The following is a 16,484-nucleotide window of genomic DNA, read 5'->3' on the forward strand; positions in this document are numbered from 1 at the left end:
AATCCTGCAATTCCAAAGCCGCTATCCGCCTCAATCAACAGGCCAGATCAATGGCTTGCGGATAGTTCACGGCCGACCAAATCGAAAATGCAAACTTAGGCTGTTGCGCGGTATCTCCTTCCACATCATCTCTTGCGCATACCTGCATTCCAAGGTGTTTGATCCTATGCTTCGCGAGGAGCAGGTAGGTCGCGACAGCTAGGCAATGTTCCAGCTGCCCTAGCGGAGGAGTCACGATTTTCCGGCAAGCTCCGTCGGCAGACGTTCCTTTCTGGCCTTGGCAAAGGCTCGGTCGCCTTCCAGAAACGCCGCCAGCATGAAAGGGATGAGTTCTGCCACGGTTTCAGACTGACCATAGGTCTGACGGTAAAGTGCAGCATACTCCTTGAGTGTTTGGCTCAGCTCCGCGCTGACGGTAATGGTGATCTTCGAAGCTGTTCGGTCCGGAAGTTTTCCAAGTTTCAGGTCAGCCATGATAACTCCTGCTCAACTGGCGTATGGCCGCAGCACGATGTCCTTGTGCACGATGACGCGCAGTGGCCAACCTGGGCGGACGACGATGGTGGGCTGGATATTGAGGTTTTTTTCGGTGATGCGCTGGCCGGCTCGACTGGCGTTCTGCTGGGCTGATTCCCGGATCGCCTTGACCAGATCGCTCTCGTTTTCGCCGAGGCTGAATTCTGTGCCGACACCGAGCAATGTGGCAAGCGCCACTCCCTTGATCATCTGCCAAGTGTGGAAATCGACTTCGTCTTCCAGCCCTGCGTAGCCGGCGGTGTCGCTCGCGGGCAGATTGTCGATTTCGGCCGACGAGCCGTCGGGCAGCAGAATGCGCTGCCAGACCAGCAGCGCTCGCTTTTGCCCGAACGCGACGACGCTGTCGTAGACGCCGATAAGACGTGAGCCCTGCGGAATCAGCAATATGTTGCCCGTGACCGTGTCGTGCACATTTTCGGTGACTTGCGCGACGACAAGGCCCGGCAAATCGGAATTGATGCCGGTGATCAGGCTGGCGGCAATCACGCTGCCAGCCATCAGTTGATATGGCGAGATCGGCGTCTGCAGCGCATGCGGATTGTAGATCCCGCCAGTGCTCCGCTGGCTGAGAAAATCAAGCTTTCGCTGCTGATTGTTCTGGTCGCCTTCCGCCGCCGCCACCGAGGCTGACGCGCGTCCTGCTTCGGATTGGGGAAGCGCCTCAAATGGATGCTGAGCAGTTTGCACGCTCTCTCCGACATCTGTCTTTTGAGCTCGATTTTCGACGCGGAAAAGCACCCGCGATTCACGCGCTTCGATCGCCTGCTGCGCTAGACGCTGCTCCTCGGCCGAGATGTCTTGGCCCGGCACGATGCCGAGCTGGCGCTGCCGCTCGAGGATGGGGCGGCCGAGGTCGCCCGGCAAAGGTAGCCCAAGGACGGGAGGCTTCGGCTTCATGCCGGAATAGTCATGGGGAAGCGTATCGAGCCCCTCGGCGGTTGGTTTGCGCTCAGTGTTGTAGAGATCTTCCGCCTGATCCCTGATGCGAAGGGCCGGCCCCTGGAGGGCGATCATGGTAACGCCGAAGACAGCGCCGGATCCGAGCGCTGCGATCGCGATGATCACACCGCGCCTGAACCGCACCACGCGGCGGGGAGAGGCCCGAAGCTGCAGTTCCTCGGGATCCAGTTTCGGCGGGATGCCAGAGCGGGAATTTTCGATCATGAGTCCTCACCTCGCCGGCTGCCGCGAAAGAGCGAGATCCGCCGTTGCGGTTGCCTGCCGTCAATCCTGCTGATGCGGATCACCTGCTGCCGCTTGGTGCCGAGGCGAAGTTCGGCCGCGGCGAAGAGCCGATCGACGATGTAATAGTTGCCGCGCACGCGATAGTTGACGAGCTCGCTGCTCCCATCTGCGCCGACGATGAAGAGTGGTGGCGCCTCGCCCTGATCTATGCGACGAGGGAACTCAATATAGACCTTGCTGCCGTCGTCGAAGGCTCGCGTCGGTCTCCAGGGCGGTGTGTCGCCACTGATTGAGTAGCGAAAGCGAAGGTTTTCGAGCGCGATATTCGACGCGACCGGTGTAACTGCCTCGGCTTGAGCATTGCGCTGGCGAAGCGCGATGATCTGGTCTTGGCTGTAGGTCCAGGAGATTGCCGCCATTGCGGTCTTCTCGGTGCTTTGAAGCTGCAAATGATAGGTCCGCCGGTCCGTCGTAATGACGACATTGGTGGCAAGACCCGGCGCGAAGGGTTTTACCAGAACATGGGTGCGCTGATTGTCACCGGTGCCGCTTGCGGTATCGCCAATGACCCAGCGCACGGTGTCGCCAGCCGACACGGCGGTTAGTTTCTCGCCCGGCTGCAGAGCGATGTCGGTCACGCGCTCCGGCGCGGCATAGAGTTGATAAAGCGCGCCATCGGTGAAGGGGTAGACTTGCACGGCATTAACATACCCGTACTTGGTGGGTTGCTGGGTCGCGGCTTTGTTGGCATCAGCGACGCGTTCTTCAGGGGGGCGCTTGTCCTCGGCCTTGCCGGGCTCGGGCTGCATTTGGCCAGGCAGCGGCAGTGGTTTTGGCACCTCGACAATTCTAATCGGCCTCTCCGGCGCCTTTTCGATCGCGGCCGGTTTGAAGTCGGCAGCGTCATAGGAAATCTCAGGCGGCGGCACCTTCTTCGATGCACAAGCGGAAACGACCGCTGCCGACACCGATAGGATCAGCACGGCACGAATCGGTGACATTTTACCTTTCATTGGTGGACTCCGTCGGAGAAAGGGGGGTTGGGACGGCGCTGTCGAGCTCGCGTGACCAGTCAATGGCATTGATGAAGACGCCGAGCGGATTCTTGCGCAGCTGATCCGTATTGCTTGGCGAGCGAATCACGATCGTGAGGATCGCAGTCCAGCGCATCGTGCTGGCAAGGCTTCCGCGCTCAAACACCTGCTCGGTCCATTTGACCTGGAATGAACTTTCGGAGGCTCTGACCACGCTGGTGACCTGTACCGAAACACTGCGCGTTCCGATCTGACCGAAGGGGTCGTTCGCCTTGGCGTATTCGTTGAGGAAGAGCGCTGCGCGATCGCTAGCAAAGTCGTACGCTGCCAACCAGTTCTGCCGTACCAAAACCGGATCGGTGGAAACGGAACGGACATTCTGGATGAAGCGGCCGAGATGCCAGGCGATCTGAGCATCCGAGGGCTCATAATTCCGGATCGCCGGCGCGACGGCGCGCGTCTCGCCGAAGCCATCGACCTCGACGACATAAGGCACGACACGGCTTTGCATCGACTGCCATACGAGTCCGCCGGAAAGCCCGGTCGCCAAGGCCAGGCAGCCAAGGGCCATGATCCGCCAGTTCCTGGCCTGCAGTCGAGATGAGCCGATGCGCTCGTCCCACAGCTGGGCGGCTTTTTGATACGGCGTGACCGGTTCGGGTGTTTTGCCGTAACGGTGCACGGGTCGCTTGAAGAGCATCTAGTCATCCTTGTCGTTGAGAGAGGGGGTGGCGCTGCCTCCCGGCCGGTCTCCGTCTCGGACAGCTTGCATGGCAGCGTGGCGATTTGCACGGGCGGTCTGTTCAGAACGTAGGCGCCTTGCCCACGTCGGCGCCGAAACAGTGGCCGAACCGGCAGAGCGTTCGGTCATTGGCGCTGTCGGCGTGCCGCCGGTCGCGGTCCACGCGGCATCGCGCCCGGCATCGGCGTTGCGCCCAACACTTGCAGTGGCGGATCGCGCTATGCGTATAGCGGCGCCGCCAGCTGCACTGGTTACACCATGCATTCCAGCAGCCACACCGGAGAGGCCAGCGTCGGGCGAGGTTGCGCGCCCGATCTGCCATGACGTGGAAGCAGCCGATCCCATTGTTGTGCCGGCTCGGATGGCGGCGACACCGCCGCTGGTTGCCATACGCGCGCCAGCAAATGCTGTGCCTCCAGCAACGAGTGATACACCCGCTGCCGCCGCGGTCGTGCCGAGGGCGGCGCCCGCCCCAAGCTGCGGTGCGCCTGAGACAAGACCCGACGCGATCCCCGGCCCAAAAATGCCAAGGCCAAGCAATGCCAGTGCGCCCAGTACCTGGGACATGGCACCGGCAAGATCCGGCTCCTTGCCTTGCAATGCGGAAGCGAACTCCCCGAAGAGCGTGGAGCCGATACCGACAATGACGGCGAGCACCATCACCTTGATGCCTGACGAGATAACATGGCCGAGCACGCGTTCGGCCAGGAACGCTGAACGGTTCCAAAGTGCGAATGGAACCAAAACAAAACCTGCCAGCGTGGTGAGCTTGAACTCAAGGATGGTGATGAAAAGCTGGATGGAAAGGATGAAGAAGGCGATGATGACCAGGAACCAGGCCATCAGCAGCACGAAGATGGTCAGTGCGTTGCCGAAGATTTCCGGGAAGCCCAGGAGCTGACTGGCTTGGTCAAGCATTGGCCAAGCACCTTCGAAACCGGTCGCGGCAATGCGGCCCGGGCGCAAGAGATTGTCTGCCGACAGATTGCCGGCCGACGCCTTAATCCCGAGACCGGCAAAAGAACGATAAACGATATCGGCGAGGTTCTTGAAATTGTTCAGAATGAAGGCGAAGACGCCAACATAGAGCACCTTGCGGACAAGCCGGCCGAGAACGCTGGTTTCGTCGCCGAGCGCCCACGCCAGGCCGGCAAGTGTGATGTCAATGCCGATCAGAATGGTAGTGAGGAAGGCGAGGTCGCCCGATAGCAGACCGAACCCGCTGTCGATGTAGCGGATGAAGGTCTCCATGAAGCGATCGATGACGCCAAGGTCGTTCATGCCGCTGCCTTTCTCGTCGTGATGAACTCGTGATTAATTGCCGGGATAAGCCGAGCCGGTACCCAAGAATCGCTTCGTCATCTCGCGGGCGGCTTCGTCTGACTGGGCCTTGCGGGCGGCATCCTCGGCCTCAGCTCGAAACTGCGTTGCGAGCAGCGTCTGGATCTGCATCTGCTGTTTTGTCGAAAGCGCCATCAGCTGGTTGGTGGCCTGGCTTGCCTGAAGCGCACCGGCCGCCCCTTGGCTGCGGTTGACGAGATCGGCGAGCAGATCGCCGTCGGCGCGGACGTTCTCGACGATTTGCGACTGGACACCCATGGTCTGGCGGAACGCCTGCATGGCGGTTTGCCAACGCTCCCGCGCAGCACTCGCCACATCGCTGACTTTGATCGTGGCGTCGTAGCTTTCCGGATATTGGCTGCGCCACTGGTCTTGAAGCTTGCCCAGATCAAAGCTGAGGCCACTCGCCTGGTCCATCAAGCCGTCGATGCGATGGAGCGAACCGGTGAGTTGGCCAACGGAAGAGAAATCCAGACGCTGAAGATTGCGCGCCATGTTCTGCAGCATGGTCGCCTGATTCTGCAGCGACTGGATCTGGTTGTTGATCTGCTCCAATGCGCGCGCGGCCGTCAGCACGTTCTGCGCATAATTGGACGGATCGAACACGATAAGGGCGTAGGCGGGCTGCACATAGTCGGCCATAGGCTTGGCGATCAGGGAAACGGTGATCAGGCCGGAGAGAAGGCGTCGCCGCATCATGAGAATTGCTCCTTGTCTGGTTGAGGGAATTGCTTGAGAAGTTCGCCGGCCCAATCGAGGCCGCGCGCGATCAGGAACTGCGAGGCAAAGCTGCCTTGCCCGTCTTCGGACATGATCCTGTCGATCAGAGTCTGCGTGGCCGGATCGGAAGCACCGCAAAGCGCAAGAGCGATGGGGCCAAGCTCGAGCTCGAACAGACGGTTGCCGCGGCGCGATTGCAGATAATACTGACGCTTCGGCGTGGCGCGGGCGATCAATTCGATCTGCCGCTCGCTTAAACCGAAGCGCTCGTAGGCTGTGCGCGCCTGGGGTTCCACGGCACGATCATTGGGAAGGAAAATGCGCTGCGGGCAGCTTTCGATGATTGCCGGCGCTATGCCAGAGCCCGCGATATCAGCCAGCGACTGCGTAGCGAAGACAACCGACACGTTCTTCTTTCGCAGCACCTTCAGCCATTCGCGGATGCGGGCGGCGAACAGCGGATTGTCGAGATAGACCCACGCCTCGTCGAGCATGATCAGCGTGGGCCGTCCGTCGAACCGTTCCTCAAGTCGCTGGAACAGATAGGTAAGCACCGGCAGCAAAGCGCTTTGGCTGTGCATTAACTCCTCGGTCTCGAAACACTGCACATCCGACAAGGCCAGCCCATCATGATCGGCATCGAGCAGGCGGCCGAAGGGACCGTCGAGCGTGTAGGGCATCAATGCGGTCTTCAGCGCATTGGATTGAAGCAGGACCGAAAGACCGGTCAGTGTGCGTTCCTGCGCCGGCGCGGTGGCAAGGCTGGCCAGCGCTGACCAAATAGCCTCCTTCACCTCCGGCGTGACGGTGACGTTCTCGTGGGCAACAAGGCTGGCGATCCATTCGGCCGCCCAGCTTCGGCTAGCCTGGTCGTTGATGCTGCGCAGTGGCTGAAAGGCAAGGGAACCGTCCGCTCCTAGCGCGTGGTGTTCTCCACCCATGGCAAGTGTTGCAGCACGGGCCGAATTGCCTTTGTCGAAGACATAAACCTGGGCGCCGGCGTAGCGCCTGAACTGCAGAGCAATCAGAGCAAGCAGAACCGACTTGCCGGCGCCGGTCGGACCAACAACCAGCATGTGGCCGACATCTTCGACGTGGGTGGAAAGCCGAAACGGTGTCGACCCACTGGTCTCGGCAACGAAAAGCGGTGGCGCTTCGGTTTGGGTGACTTTCGCGAGATGCTCGTTTGTCGCAGGACCGGCCCAAACCGACGACAGCGGCATGAGATGGGCAAGGTTCAATGTATGAACGAGCGGTTGGCGAACGTTAGCGTAGACATGGCCAGGCAATGAGCCGAGCCAAGCCTCGACCGCATTGACGCCTTCTCGGATCGTGGTGAAGCCGAGCCCATTGATGATGCGCTCGACCGCGCGAAGCTTCTCTGCAGCGGCTTGGCGATCCTCGCCCCACACCGTCACGGTGGTGGTGAGATAGCCGAAACTCACATGATCACCGCCCAATGCCTGAAGGGCTTCGTCGGCATCGAGCGCCTTGTTGTCGGCATCGCTATCGACAAGCGGGACCGGCTCGTTGGTAATGACCTCGCGTAGGATTGCCACGATCGATTTGCGCTTGGCAAACCACTGCCGGCGCAATCGCGTCAGCGTCTTCGTGGCTTCCGTTTTCTCGAGCGGAATGAAGCGCGTCATCCAGCGATAGGCGAAATCCTGATGATTGAGGGTATCGAGGATTCCGGGCCGGGTGAGGTTCGGAAAGCCGAGGATGGTCAGTGTGCGAAGATGCTGCTCACCCAGCATCGGCTCCAGGCCACCGGTAAGCGGCGCATCGACCAGGATTGCATCCAGATATATCGGCGTTTCCGGGGCCATGATAGGATGGCGACGAGGCGAAATCGTGCCGTGGAGGTAGGTCAACGTCTGAGCATCATCGAGGACGCGTACTTCGGACATGAAACCCGAGAAGAGATCGAGCACGCGGTTGGTCTCGTCACGGAACCTCGCCAGATCCTGGCGCCAGTCTCTTTCTCCTCGGGAATAATGAGAGTCGACGAGCGTGCTTTCTGCGCGCGCCTGGGCGTCCGGCGGTGGCATAAACACCAAGGTCAGATGATAGCGGCTCTCGTAGTGCGCTACCTTCCCCTCGAAAGCAGCGCGGCGTTCTTCGTCGACCAGCCACGACGCGGCGTCAGGAAAATGCGAGTTCGGATAGCCCAGCGCTTCTGTGCGCTCGGCCTCAAAGAACAATGCCCAGCCAGAGCCAAGGCGTCTGAGAGCATTGTTCGCCCGGGCGCAAATGCCGACGAGTTCAGCCTCCGTCGCACTTTCGAGATCCGGGCCGCGGAACCGCAACGTCCGCTGAAAGCTGCCGTCCTTGTTGAGCACGATGCCGGGCGCCACCAAGGCAGCCCAGGGTAGATGGTCGGCAAGCCGGTCGGCTTTGCTTCGATATTCCGAAAGGTTCAGCATGCAAGCCACCCCTTCAGACGTAGGTGGCGCACAAGCACGCTGGCGAAGTCCGGATCGCGTCTTGCGGCAAACACCGCTAACGAGTGGCCTGCGATCCAAAGCACCAGACCAGCAATCCATTGCTGCAAGCCGAAGCCAATGGCCGCGGCCACTGTACCGTTGAGGATCGCCACCGCGCGCGGAGCCCCGCCGAGCAGGATCGGCTCGGTCAGCGCCCGGTGGACCGGTACTGCGAAGCCCTCGATATGCTGCTCCCCGGCGGCCATCAGACGAGCGCCCCACCACCGAAGGAGAAGAAGGAGAGGAAGAAGCTCGATGCCGCGAAGGCGATCGACAGACCGAAGACGATCTGAATCAGGCGCCGAAAACCACCGGCGGTGTCGCCGAAGGCAAGCGTCAGGCCGGTGGTGATAATGATGATCACCGCAACGATCTTGGCGACCGGTCCCTGCACGGACTCCAGGATCTGCTGCAGCGGCTGCTCCCACGGCATGCCGGAGCCGGCGGCATAAACCGGGGCCGTGATAAGAAACGCGAGCGCTGTGGACGAAAGAAAGCGAAGCTTCTTGCGCATGAGGAAGGCCTTTCAAAGCTGCTGGAGTTGCGAAAGCGTGAGCGGGGCAACGGCGTAATCGCCGCTGCCGTCGAGACCGGTGACCTCGGCGATTGCGTCGATGTGGCGCGACGAGCCGCGTCCCGCTATGAAGACGATCAGATCTATCGCCTCAGCGATGAGCCGGCGGGGAACGGTGACCACCGCTTCCTGGGCGAGTTGCTCAATGCGATAGAGAGCCGAGCGCGCGGAATTGGCGTGTACGGTAGCGATGCCGCCTGGGTGCCCGGTGTTCCATGCCTTCAGCATGTCGAGCGCTTCCGCGCCCCTCACCTCGCCCACGATGATGCGGTCCGGCCTGAGCCTCAGCGTCGAGCGCACGAGATCGGCAAGGGTGACCGAGCCCCGCCTTGTTCTCAGGGCAACGCAGTCCCTGGCCGCGCACTGCAGTTCGCGTGTGTCCTCGATCAGGATCACCCGATCGTCGCATTCGGCGACTTCAGCCAGCAGAGCGTTGGCGAGTGTTGTCTTCCCCGAGGAAGTGCCGCCGGCGATCAGCATGTTGCGCCGCTCGCGGACGGCCTTTTTCAGCGCATCGGCCTGCAGCGGCAGCATGATGCGTTCGGCAACATAGTCGGCCAGGGTGTAGACTTTCGCGGCGGGCTTGCGGATGGCAAAACATGGCGCCAACACCACAGGTGGCAGCAGGCCTTCGAAGCGTTCGCCAGACGGCAATTCGGCACTGACGATCGGGTTGTCGGCGTGCGCCTCGGCGCGCACGTGCGAAGCAACCAGGCGGATGATACGTTCTGCCTCGGACGGGTGCATGTGAACGTCGGTATCGACCCGACCTTCGCCTAACCGGTCGAGTCGCAGCGCGCCGTCGGGATTGACCATCACCTCGATGACGGACGGATCGGCCAGGGCTTCGGTGATTGCCGGACCCATGGCGGTGCGCAGCATGACACGCCGCCGGTGGTCGGCCTCGGGATGAGAGCTCATCCTTCCCCTCCCCCACCATTGTCTTTGCTAAGCGACTTTTTGCCGGAAGCGATCTGGCGGCCGACCTTCTCAACGAATTTCTCGAAACGCTCTTGGGCAATAGCCTGCGTTGCCCGATCCGGGACCGGCGTGTGGGCGTGAAGGGTGATCGAAAAGCGGATGAAGAGCGCCAGGCTCTCCAGGATCACCTCGGAATCGCGCCTGACGTGGGCAAGATCGCGGGAGAGCCGGTCAAGCCTTACGCCGTAGCGCCGATCGAACTCGCTCTCGCCACGCCGCTCGATGAACGCCTCGATCGCCTTCCCCACGATCGCTGATTTGGTCGTTGACGGATCGCGACTGAGGTTGTCCAGTTTCTCGCTGAGCTCCGGCTCAAGCAGAAACTGATGGCGAATGCGGTGCGGCTTCATGCGGATCGTTCCGACGGCCCGGCGTTGCGCCGGCGACGGGAGAAGCATCGGCCAGACGCTCAAAATTGCTTATGGCCGTTATCTACGCTGAGGTGCGCTCTGCAACTCAGCGGACTTCAGAAGCCGGGAATGACATCGTCGCCCCTGCCCTCGTTGATACCGTAGACGCGGGCCGCAGTGGAAATCCGATCCATGACACGCTTGTCCGCGAGCGCTTCGCTGTCATCGTCTGCGGGCTTGTACAGATCGGCCTGATCGGGCTCTTGAGAGACAACAACGTCTTCTTCGGGCAGGCTTGGATGGCGTTGCTGCTGAACGCCTCCCTCGTCTTCAACTGGCGCGTCGGCGCTTTCCTCGTCCGCAGCAAGTCGGCTATCGACGCTGCACACTTGTCCAGTCCAGCCGTCCGGGCGTGATGCAGGGCAGTCCGCATAGGGTCCGTCGTGCAGCACCGGCGCAGGCAGCACCCGATCTGTGAAATTCTGATCCTGATAATAGCGCAGCTTCTTGGCGCGGATCGGCGGCAACCCAGAAACCAGGACCAATTCGTCTGACGGCGGCAATTGCATCACCTCGCCTGGCGTCAGGAGCGGGCGCGCGGTTTCCTGGCGGCTCACCATGACATGTGAAAGCCAGGGCGCAAGCCGATGGCCCGCATAGTTGCGCATCGACCTAAGTTCGGTTGCGGTGCCGAGGGCATCCGAGATGCGCTTGGCCGTGCGTTCGTCATTGGAGGAAAAGGCAATTCGCACGTGGCAATTGTCGAGAATAGCATTGTTCTCGCCATAGGCCTTTGAAACCTGGTTCAAAGATTGTGCGATCAGATAGGAGCGAATGCCATAACCTGCCATGAAGGCGAGCGCCGTTTCGAAGAAGTCGAGGCGACCGAGCGCCGGAAACTCGTCCAGCATCATGAGCAGCTGATGCTTACGGCTCTTCTTCGGGTCCCCCTCCAGACGCTCCGTCAACCGCCTGCCGATCTGGTTCAAGATCAGTCGCACAAAAGGCTTGGTGCGCGAGATATCCGAAGGCGGCACGACCAGATAGAGCGACAGCGGTCGCTCTCCATCCACTAGGTCAGCGATGCGCCAGTCGCAGGACGAAGTGGCCGCCGCGACCGTTGGATCACGATAAAGCCCGAGAAAGGACATGGCGGTCGAGAGGACGCCTGAGCGCTCGTTTTCCGACTTGTTCAGGAGTTCGCGAGCCGCCGAGGCCACTACGGGATGGACCTGAGGGTTATGCCCCGTCCCGAGATGGTTTGTCGTCATCATCCGCCGTAGCGTTGCGGCAAACGAGCGTTGCGGGTCCGACAGGAAGGTGGCGACGCGGGCCAGCGTCTTGTCCTCTTCAGCGTAGAGCACGTGCAAAATGGCGCCAACTAGGAGTGAATGGCTGGTCTTCTCCCAGTGGTTCCGTCGCTCCAGCGCGCCCTCGGGATCGACGAGGATGTCGGCGATGTTTTGAACGTCCCGGATCTCATCTGGGCCTTTGCGCACCTCCAGCAGCGGGTTGTAGCGTGCCGATCTCGGGTCGGTCGGATTGAACAGAAGGCAGTACGAGAATTTCGACCGCCAGCCGGAGGTCAACTGCCAATTTTCGCCTTTTATATCATGAATGATGGCAGACCCGGTCCAGGAAAGTAGCGTTGGAACAACCAGCCCCACGCCCTTGCCCGAACGCGTCGGCGCAAATGCCATGACGTGCTCCGGGCCGTCATGGCGCAGATAGCGATCGTTCAGCCTACCGAGGAAAACGCCCGCCGGCCGTAACAACCCTGCCGTCTCGACCTCATGAGTCGTGGCCCACCGTGAAGACCCATAGGTCGTAACCGACCCGCGCTGTCGCGCGCGCAAAAGCGAGCCAGCGATTGCGGCGGCACAACCCAGGAATCCGCTGGCGCCTGCAAGCGTACCGGCTTTGTCGAAGACCTCCGGCGCATAAGCATCGAAGTGGAACCACCATTCAAACAGCTTCCACGGCTTGTAGATTGGCCAGCCGGCGAAGAGAAACCATGGTGCGCCGAGAGGCGTCTGGTAGGTCAGCATTTGAGCGCACCATTGGGTTGCCGTCCATACGCCGATAATGACAATTGCGCACACAACGGCGATCTGCCCGATCAGTAGCTTCGTAGGTGTCATCGGCTTGGCCCGCTGAACAACGCGACCTAGCATCGCGCGGCGCAGCCGGGACAGGAATGTTCCTCACATACGATTTGGGAGCAATGAACGACTTCCTACGTATGCAGGTCGGTCAGCACGCGTGTTGCGCCTTCACGCGACACCATCCGCCACTCCATCCTTTCCATTCACCCTGAGGCCCGGCGCCGCCGACAGTTGCGTGACCGCTCCTCCGCAAAGTTATCTTCTGCGTTCAGGGAGCCACGGCGCCTGGGCTGGCTGATGAACACCGTCCGCTCGCGCATGTGGGGTCGAATTGATTTGTGCCCAAGTGGAGGCAGGCTCGTCTTCCAACAGTTGCCGCAGTTCCCCTGGCTCGAACGCCATCATCGGTGGGGAAGCGGGTTCATCCTCCAACAGTTGCCGCAGTTCCCCTGGCTCGAACGCCATCATCGGTGGGGAAGCGGGTTCATCCTCCAACAGCTGCCGCAGTTCCCCTGGCTCGAACGCCATCATTGGTGGGGAGGCAGGCTCGTCCTCCAACAGTTGCCGCAGTTCCCCTGGCTCGAACGCCATCATTGGTGGGGAGGCAGGTTCGTCCTCCAACAGTTGCCGCAGTTCCCCTGGCTCGAACGCCATCATTGGTGGGGAGGCAGGCTCGTCTTCCAACAGTTGCCGCAGTTCCCCTGGCTCGAATGCCATCATCGGTGGGGAGGCGGGTTCATCCTCCAGCAGCTGCCGCGGCTCTTCCTCGTGCGGCAAGCGCCTCCTTAGCCGGTCTTGCAGCGCCTGCCGATCGGCAACGAGGTTGTCGAGGGGCAGCGGCTCGTGGTCTGGCCGCTGCCCTTTCACCAATCGTTCAACCAGCGCCCACGTGCCCTCCAGGACAAATACGCCGCAATCATAATGGTTCGTCTGTCTGGCCATGGGGGCTGGCGCCAAGGTGGCATTCAGCAGTCCTGCGAGCTGTTTTGCAGGCACGTCGTTATATCCCTCTCGCTGGAGGGAGTCGTAGTGATAGGCGAACCGCCTTTCCGGGTCGCGGCGATCAACGAGCAGCAGCGACCAATGGGTGCCGGGGCTAGTAGCCGTGCCATTATTCACTGGCAAGAACAGGAAGTCGGCTGTGGCGTTGTTTTGATTATAGATGGACTGCAATATGCCTCGAGCGTCTTGCGGCGACGTGTGTCGCAGTAGATGGGATACGGAAGGATCCACCAGCCGAGTCCGGGCAGCGAGCGCCGGATTGATCCCCTGCAGTTGCCCCTCCAGCAAATTGTAATCTCTCTGGATATGGGCGTCGCTCAGCCATTCGGCGGCGCCGAGCACCCGCCCCGTTGCAACGTTGGACGGGGCTGTCGGATCGAGCGCCCCGATCTGAGCCCCAGAGGAACTGGTAGTCAGTGTGGTCACATCAACCAGTGGAAGGCCGCGGTAGGTGCCTGGCAGCCTAGCGGTTGCTGGCGAGGCGGGTTGGGGAGCTCTTGCCGGTGCCGCTGGCCCAGCTTCAGCAGCGGCCCCAACGCGCCTGGTGACTGCGTCTGCCGGATGAGCAGAAAGGACAGTTTCGCGCCCGAGCACAATGCGCGGCAGGATATCCCGGAGGTGAGCCAATGCAGAACTGATACTTAGCCTATTACCATAGGAGACAGCCTTGAAGCTCTCAACATCTTTATCCAGCGATTTGTCGTGAATCCGAGCCGCAATCCCAAGCTTGTTATTTTGACGCAGGTACTGACTAAAATGTCTAAGAAAATTTGTATAGCCGCCCACGGTATCTGGATTCCGTCCGGTCGCAGGCGCTGCCAGGTACTCCTTGGTCGAAGCGGCTCTGTAATTTCTAATGAGCTCGGCATCGTCAGGATAGGGGATCACGACAGGGCGAGCCATAATCGGGGCTCCGCCTGTCGACTTCTTGAGGTAACGCAGTGCGCCAGCCACGGTGGAGGAACCACCCGTACTCTCGTACTCCTTGAGATCCTGATCCAGCGACGAATGGTAAAGCCGAGCAGCAAACCCTGGCTTGTTGTTTTGAAGGAGCCACCGACTAAAGCCGAAAAGAGAATTTACATTGTAAGTGACCGTGTTCGCTTTGGCCTTACCCGCGTGGAATGCTGCCCTCAGCCCTTCGATAGCGGTCGCATCGTTGGAATAGACAGGACGCTTGTCGGCACCGTCGGGGACTACAATTGGACGATCCGGCTGCACTGTCGAGGGCATCGACCCACCACCTCCGGGATGCGGTGCTGGGGTGGATTCGTGCTCATCCCTCTGCCTGACGAGCTGCGCCTCACATTCCGGTGTAGCCACCTCATGAGGATCCTGCATCGGTTCGATCCCCTCCATCTCCTGCTGCAACCAAGCCAAAGCTTGGCGAGCGGCCTGCGCGGCTTCATCAACCGCGGAGGATGTCTCCACACCTCTGGCGGACGCCGGCAGAGCCTGCTCCGCCCGCCGTCGAAAGAGCTCTGGCGAGGCGGATTTCTCCGCCCACAATCTGGGCTGCGTAGCGAGTCCCCGTCCAGATTTATGTGGCACCGCCTCGCTTGGCAGCGGGCTGCTCCTGTCCCGTGCAGCTACCAGCTCCTCCGGGGCGCCCTGGTCGCCGTGGCGCCAGTTCAAGTGAGGGACGGCCTCTCCAAAGTCGGGCGCTTGGTGTTGGTGCGCGGTTGGGGCGAGAGACAATGGTAGATCGGTGCCCTCCTTATAACCTACCGGCAGGAGCTCCTCTGGCCAATCGAATCCCTGCTGTGGTGCGGTATGCTGAGCAGCGTCGCCACGGGGACGAGCCTCCATGCTGACCGCGTTTTCCAGATGATTCCCGAGTATAACGCGCGGCGGGTTCTTGCGGAGATAAACCAGCGCAGATTCGATCGGAGCTCCACCATTAGAGGAGGCGGCCTTGTAGCTCTCAACATCTTTATCCAGCGATTTATCGTAAATGCGACCCGCAATTCCGAGCTTGTCATTTTGACGTAGGTAATGACTGAAATGGTTAAGAGCAGTTGCGTAGCCGCTCGCGGATCTGAAATGTCTGGTGAGCGCGGCGTCGTCAGGATGGGGGTTCAGGACAGCGCGACCCACAATCGGGCCGGCTCCGCCCATCGACTTCATCAATTGACGCAGTGCGCCAGCCACGGTGGAGGAACCACCCCTACTCTCGTACTCCTCGAGATCCTGGCTCAGCGACGGATGGTAAAGCCGAGCAGCAAGCCCTGGCTTGTTGTTTTGAAAGAGCCAACGACTAAAGCCGAAAAGAGAATTTGTGCTGCGAGTGACCGTGTCCGGCCTGGCTTTACCCGCAAGGAGTGCTGACTTCAGCCCTTCGATGGCGGTGGCATCGTTGGAATAAACAGGACGCTTGTCGGCACCGTCGGGGACCACAATTGGACGATCCGGCTGCACTGTCGAGGGCATCGACCCGTCGAGATGCGGTGCTGGGGTGTATTCGTGCTCGTCCCCCTGCATCACAAGTTGCGCCTCCCGTTCCGATGTACCCACCTGATCGGTGGGGAGTTGCATCATCACGCGAGCGCCTGAGTTGCCAACCTCACCTGGTTGCCGCTCAGTGACAGCATGCTGCAGATTGCTTTGGATCCTCTGCCTCTTCGTTGGTCTCAACTCACCTTTACCATGCGAGCCATTGACGAGGACCTCCTCGCCTAGCGCACCCATCAACTCGTCCGCCGCCTGCAGTTCGCCCAAGTGCTGCTCAAAACCGGCTTGGCCGGCCTGTCCGCTTGCTCGTGCGGTACGGCGTGCTGCACCTGCAGCCAAGCTGCCACGATGAATGTCTAGTTTGTACGGGTGCACGCTATCCTCACTTCCACAGATCACATGAGCAACCTACTCAGGCAAGCTTTCGAGAGGCTGACGAGGTCCGCCGCCGCGGAAGGCGAAGGCTGGTTTTCTGCTCAGCGGTTGACGGCCTCGCGTGTTGCGGCCGCGCCGGGTATCACGCCAATCAATCTGAATAGTCGATGCGTCAAACGAACCAGGATGGGATTTTCGTAGCGGGGCTGCTCTACTCACTCTTGTCCTGAGGGCAGAATTCAACCATATCGCCGAGCAACTGGATGCCGATTGGATACCCGATCCGGAAAGCTTCAGCTCATATGTGACGCGAGGATGAGAATCGTGGCAGCTCCAGACCGACGGGCTGCCACCCACAGCGGCGATGACCGACGAGGGTCTTCTATTGCCAAGGCAATCGTCCGTTCGGGGACCTATGTGTTCCAATGCTCGTCGAGCGGATCGGTGGGCCGCACCGCCGTAGCGTTACGGCGAGCGGAAGCGGCGTTGGGTGCGGCTTTTCCCCTGAACGCTTCACACCAGGCTGATAGGGGATCTTGCAATCGCACACACGCGGTCTGCAGGCGTGCCTATCAAGCAGTTTGCTCAGACCAACGTCGCG

14 protein-coding genes are annotated in these 16,484 nt (G+C 60.8%); 1 reads left to right on the top strand and 13 read right to left on the bottom strand.

Annotated features, from left to right (window positions below):
- Positions 1-202 (top strand): hypothetical protein (locus P9230_RS30245; protein ID WP_206520515.1); only part of this gene is annotated, 202 nt, incomplete at its 5' end.
- A 29-nt stretch (positions 203-231) separates the two neighbouring features.
- Here the strand turns inward: P9230_RS30245 and P9230_RS30250 are convergent.
- From P9230_RS30250 to P9230_RS30310, 13 genes are all read right to left on the bottom strand, one after another.
- Positions 232-474, bottom strand: a complete 243-nt coding sequence (locus tag P9230_RS30250; RefSeq protein ID WP_024502859.1) for a DUF2274 domain-containing protein — start codon at positions 472-474, stop codon at positions 232-234.
- A gap of 12 nt (positions 475-486) precedes the next feature.
- Positions 487-1,701 carry a TrbI/VirB10 family protein gene (locus tag P9230_RS30255; protein WP_063169228.1) on the bottom strand — a complete coding sequence of 405 codons (1,215 nt, stop codon included), beginning with the start codon at positions 1,699-1,701 and terminating at the stop codon, positions 487-489.
- A complete protein-coding gene (gene trbG, locus P9230_RS30260) occupies positions 1,698-2,723 on the bottom strand; it encodes a P-type conjugative transfer protein TrbG (RefSeq protein WP_164548809.1) in 1,026 nt (341 codons plus the stop codon). Before trbG ends, P9230_RS30255 begins: the two co-directional genes overlap by 4 nt.
- 1 nt (position 2,724) lies before the next feature.
- Positions 2,725-3,456 (bottom strand): conjugal transfer protein TrbF, encoded by a 732-nt coding sequence (trbF, locus tag P9230_RS30265; RefSeq protein ID WP_063169230.1) that lies wholly within the window; start codon positions 3,454-3,456, stop codon positions 2,725-2,727.
- Positions 3,457-4,779: a P-type conjugative transfer protein TrbL gene (gene trbL, locus P9230_RS30270; protein ID WP_063169231.1), complete on the bottom strand. Its 1,323-nt coding sequence runs from the start codon at positions 4,777-4,779 to the stop codon at positions 3,457-3,459.
- Positions 4,780-4,812: 33 nt separating this feature from the next.
- The gene (gene trbJ / locus P9230_RS30275; protein WP_024502854.1) at positions 4,813-5,538 is read right to left on the bottom strand and encodes a P-type conjugative transfer protein TrbJ; all 726 of its coding nucleotides are present in this window, start codon (positions 5,536-5,538) and stop codon (positions 4,813-4,815) included.
- The gene (gene trbE / locus P9230_RS30280) at positions 5,535-7,985 is read right to left on the bottom strand and encodes a conjugal transfer protein TrbE (RefSeq protein ID WP_063169232.1); all 2,451 of its coding nucleotides are present in this window, start codon (positions 7,983-7,985) and stop codon (positions 5,535-5,537) included. Before trbE ends, trbJ begins: the two co-directional genes overlap by 4 nt.
- Positions 7,979-8,251, bottom strand: a complete 273-nt coding sequence (locus P9230_RS30285; RefSeq protein WP_024502852.1) for a VirB3 family type IV secretion system protein — start codon at positions 8,249-8,251, stop codon at positions 7,979-7,981. The genes trbE and P9230_RS30285 overlap by 7 nt, the downstream gene beginning before the upstream one ends.
- Entirely contained in the window at positions 8,251-8,559 is a 309-nt protein-coding gene (locus tag P9230_RS30290) for a TrbC/VirB2 family protein (RefSeq protein ID WP_024502851.1), read from the bottom strand. The genes P9230_RS30285 and P9230_RS30290 overlap by 1 nt, the downstream gene beginning before the upstream one ends.
- 12 nt (positions 8,560-8,571) lie before the next feature.
- Positions 8,572-9,540: a P-type conjugative transfer ATPase TrbB gene (trbB, locus tag P9230_RS30295; RefSeq protein WP_024502850.1), complete on the bottom strand. Its 969-nt coding sequence runs from the start codon at positions 9,538-9,540 to the stop codon at positions 8,572-8,574.
- Positions 9,537-9,950: a CopG family transcriptional regulator gene (locus P9230_RS30300; RefSeq protein WP_063170364.1), complete on the bottom strand. Its 414-nt coding sequence runs from the start codon at positions 9,948-9,950 to the stop codon at positions 9,537-9,539. The genes trbB and P9230_RS30300 overlap by 4 nt, the downstream gene beginning before the upstream one ends.
- A 116-nt stretch (positions 9,951-10,066) precedes the next feature.
- Positions 10,067-12,091 carry a conjugal transfer protein TraG gene (locus P9230_RS30305; RefSeq protein ID WP_063169233.1) on the bottom strand — a complete coding sequence of 675 codons (2,025 nt, stop codon included), beginning with the start codon at positions 12,089-12,091 and terminating at the stop codon, positions 10,067-10,069.
- 219 nt (positions 12,092-12,310) lie between these two features.
- On the bottom strand, positions 12,311-15,775 hold the full coding sequence (locus tag P9230_RS30310) for a Ulp1 family isopeptidase (RefSeq protein ID WP_063169234.1): 3,465 nt from the start codon (positions 15,773-15,775) through the stop codon (positions 12,311-12,313).
- Between the last annotated feature and the right edge of the window lie 709 nt (positions 15,776-16,484).

It is taken from the genome of Mesorhizobium sp. WSM4887 (assembly GCF_029625865.1).
Lineage (GTDB): Bacteria > Pseudomonadota > Alphaproteobacteria > Rhizobiales > Rhizobiaceae > Mesorhizobium.

What these genes read in the sequence shown, in the direction of transcription:
- P9230_RS30305 (WP_063169233.1), bottom strand. Translation starts at nt 12,091, where the DNA reads ATGACACCTACGAAGCTACTGATCGGGCAGATCGCCGTTGTGTGCGCA.
- P9230_RS30285 (WP_024502852.1), bottom strand. Translation starts at nt 8,251, where the DNA reads ATGGCCGCCGGGGAGCAGCATATCGAGGGCTTCGCAGTACCGGTCCAC.
- trbB (WP_024502850.1), bottom strand. Translation starts at nt 9,540, where the DNA reads ATGAGCTCTCATCCCGAGGCCGACCACCGGCGGCGTGTCATGCTGCGC.
- P9230_RS30300 (WP_063170364.1), bottom strand. Translation starts at nt 9,950, where the DNA reads ATGAAGCCGCACCGCATTCGCCATCAGTTTCTGCTTGAGCCGGAGCTC.
- trbF (WP_063169230.1), bottom strand. Translation starts at nt 3,456, where the DNA reads ATGCTCTTCAAGCGACCCGTGCACCGTTACGGCAAAACACCCGAACCG.
- trbJ (WP_024502854.1), bottom strand. Translation starts at nt 5,538, where the DNA reads ATGATGCGGCGACGCCTTCTCTCCGGCCTGATCACCGTTTCCCTGATC.
- trbG (WP_164548809.1), bottom strand. Translation starts at nt 2,723, where the DNA reads ATGTCACCGATTCGTGCCGTGCTGATCCTATCGGTGTCGGCAGCGGTC.
- P9230_RS30290 (WP_024502851.1), bottom strand. Translation starts at nt 8,559, where the DNA reads ATGCGCAAGAAGCTTCGCTTTCTTTCGTCCACAGCGCTCGCGTTTCTT.
- trbL (WP_063169231.1), bottom strand. Translation starts at nt 4,779, where the DNA reads ATGAACGACCTTGGCGTCATCGATCGCTTCATGGAGACCTTCATCCGC.
- trbE (WP_063169232.1), bottom strand. Translation starts at nt 7,985, where the DNA reads ATGCTGAACCTTTCGGAATATCGAAGCAAAGCCGACCGGCTTGCCGAC.
- P9230_RS30250 (WP_024502859.1), bottom strand. Translation starts at nt 474, where the DNA reads ATGGCTGACCTGAAACTTGGAAAACTTCCGGACCGAACAGCTTCGAAG.
- P9230_RS30255 (WP_063169228.1), bottom strand. Translation starts at nt 1,701, where the DNA reads ATGATCGAAAATTCCCGCTCTGGCATCCCGCCGAAACTGGATCCCGAG.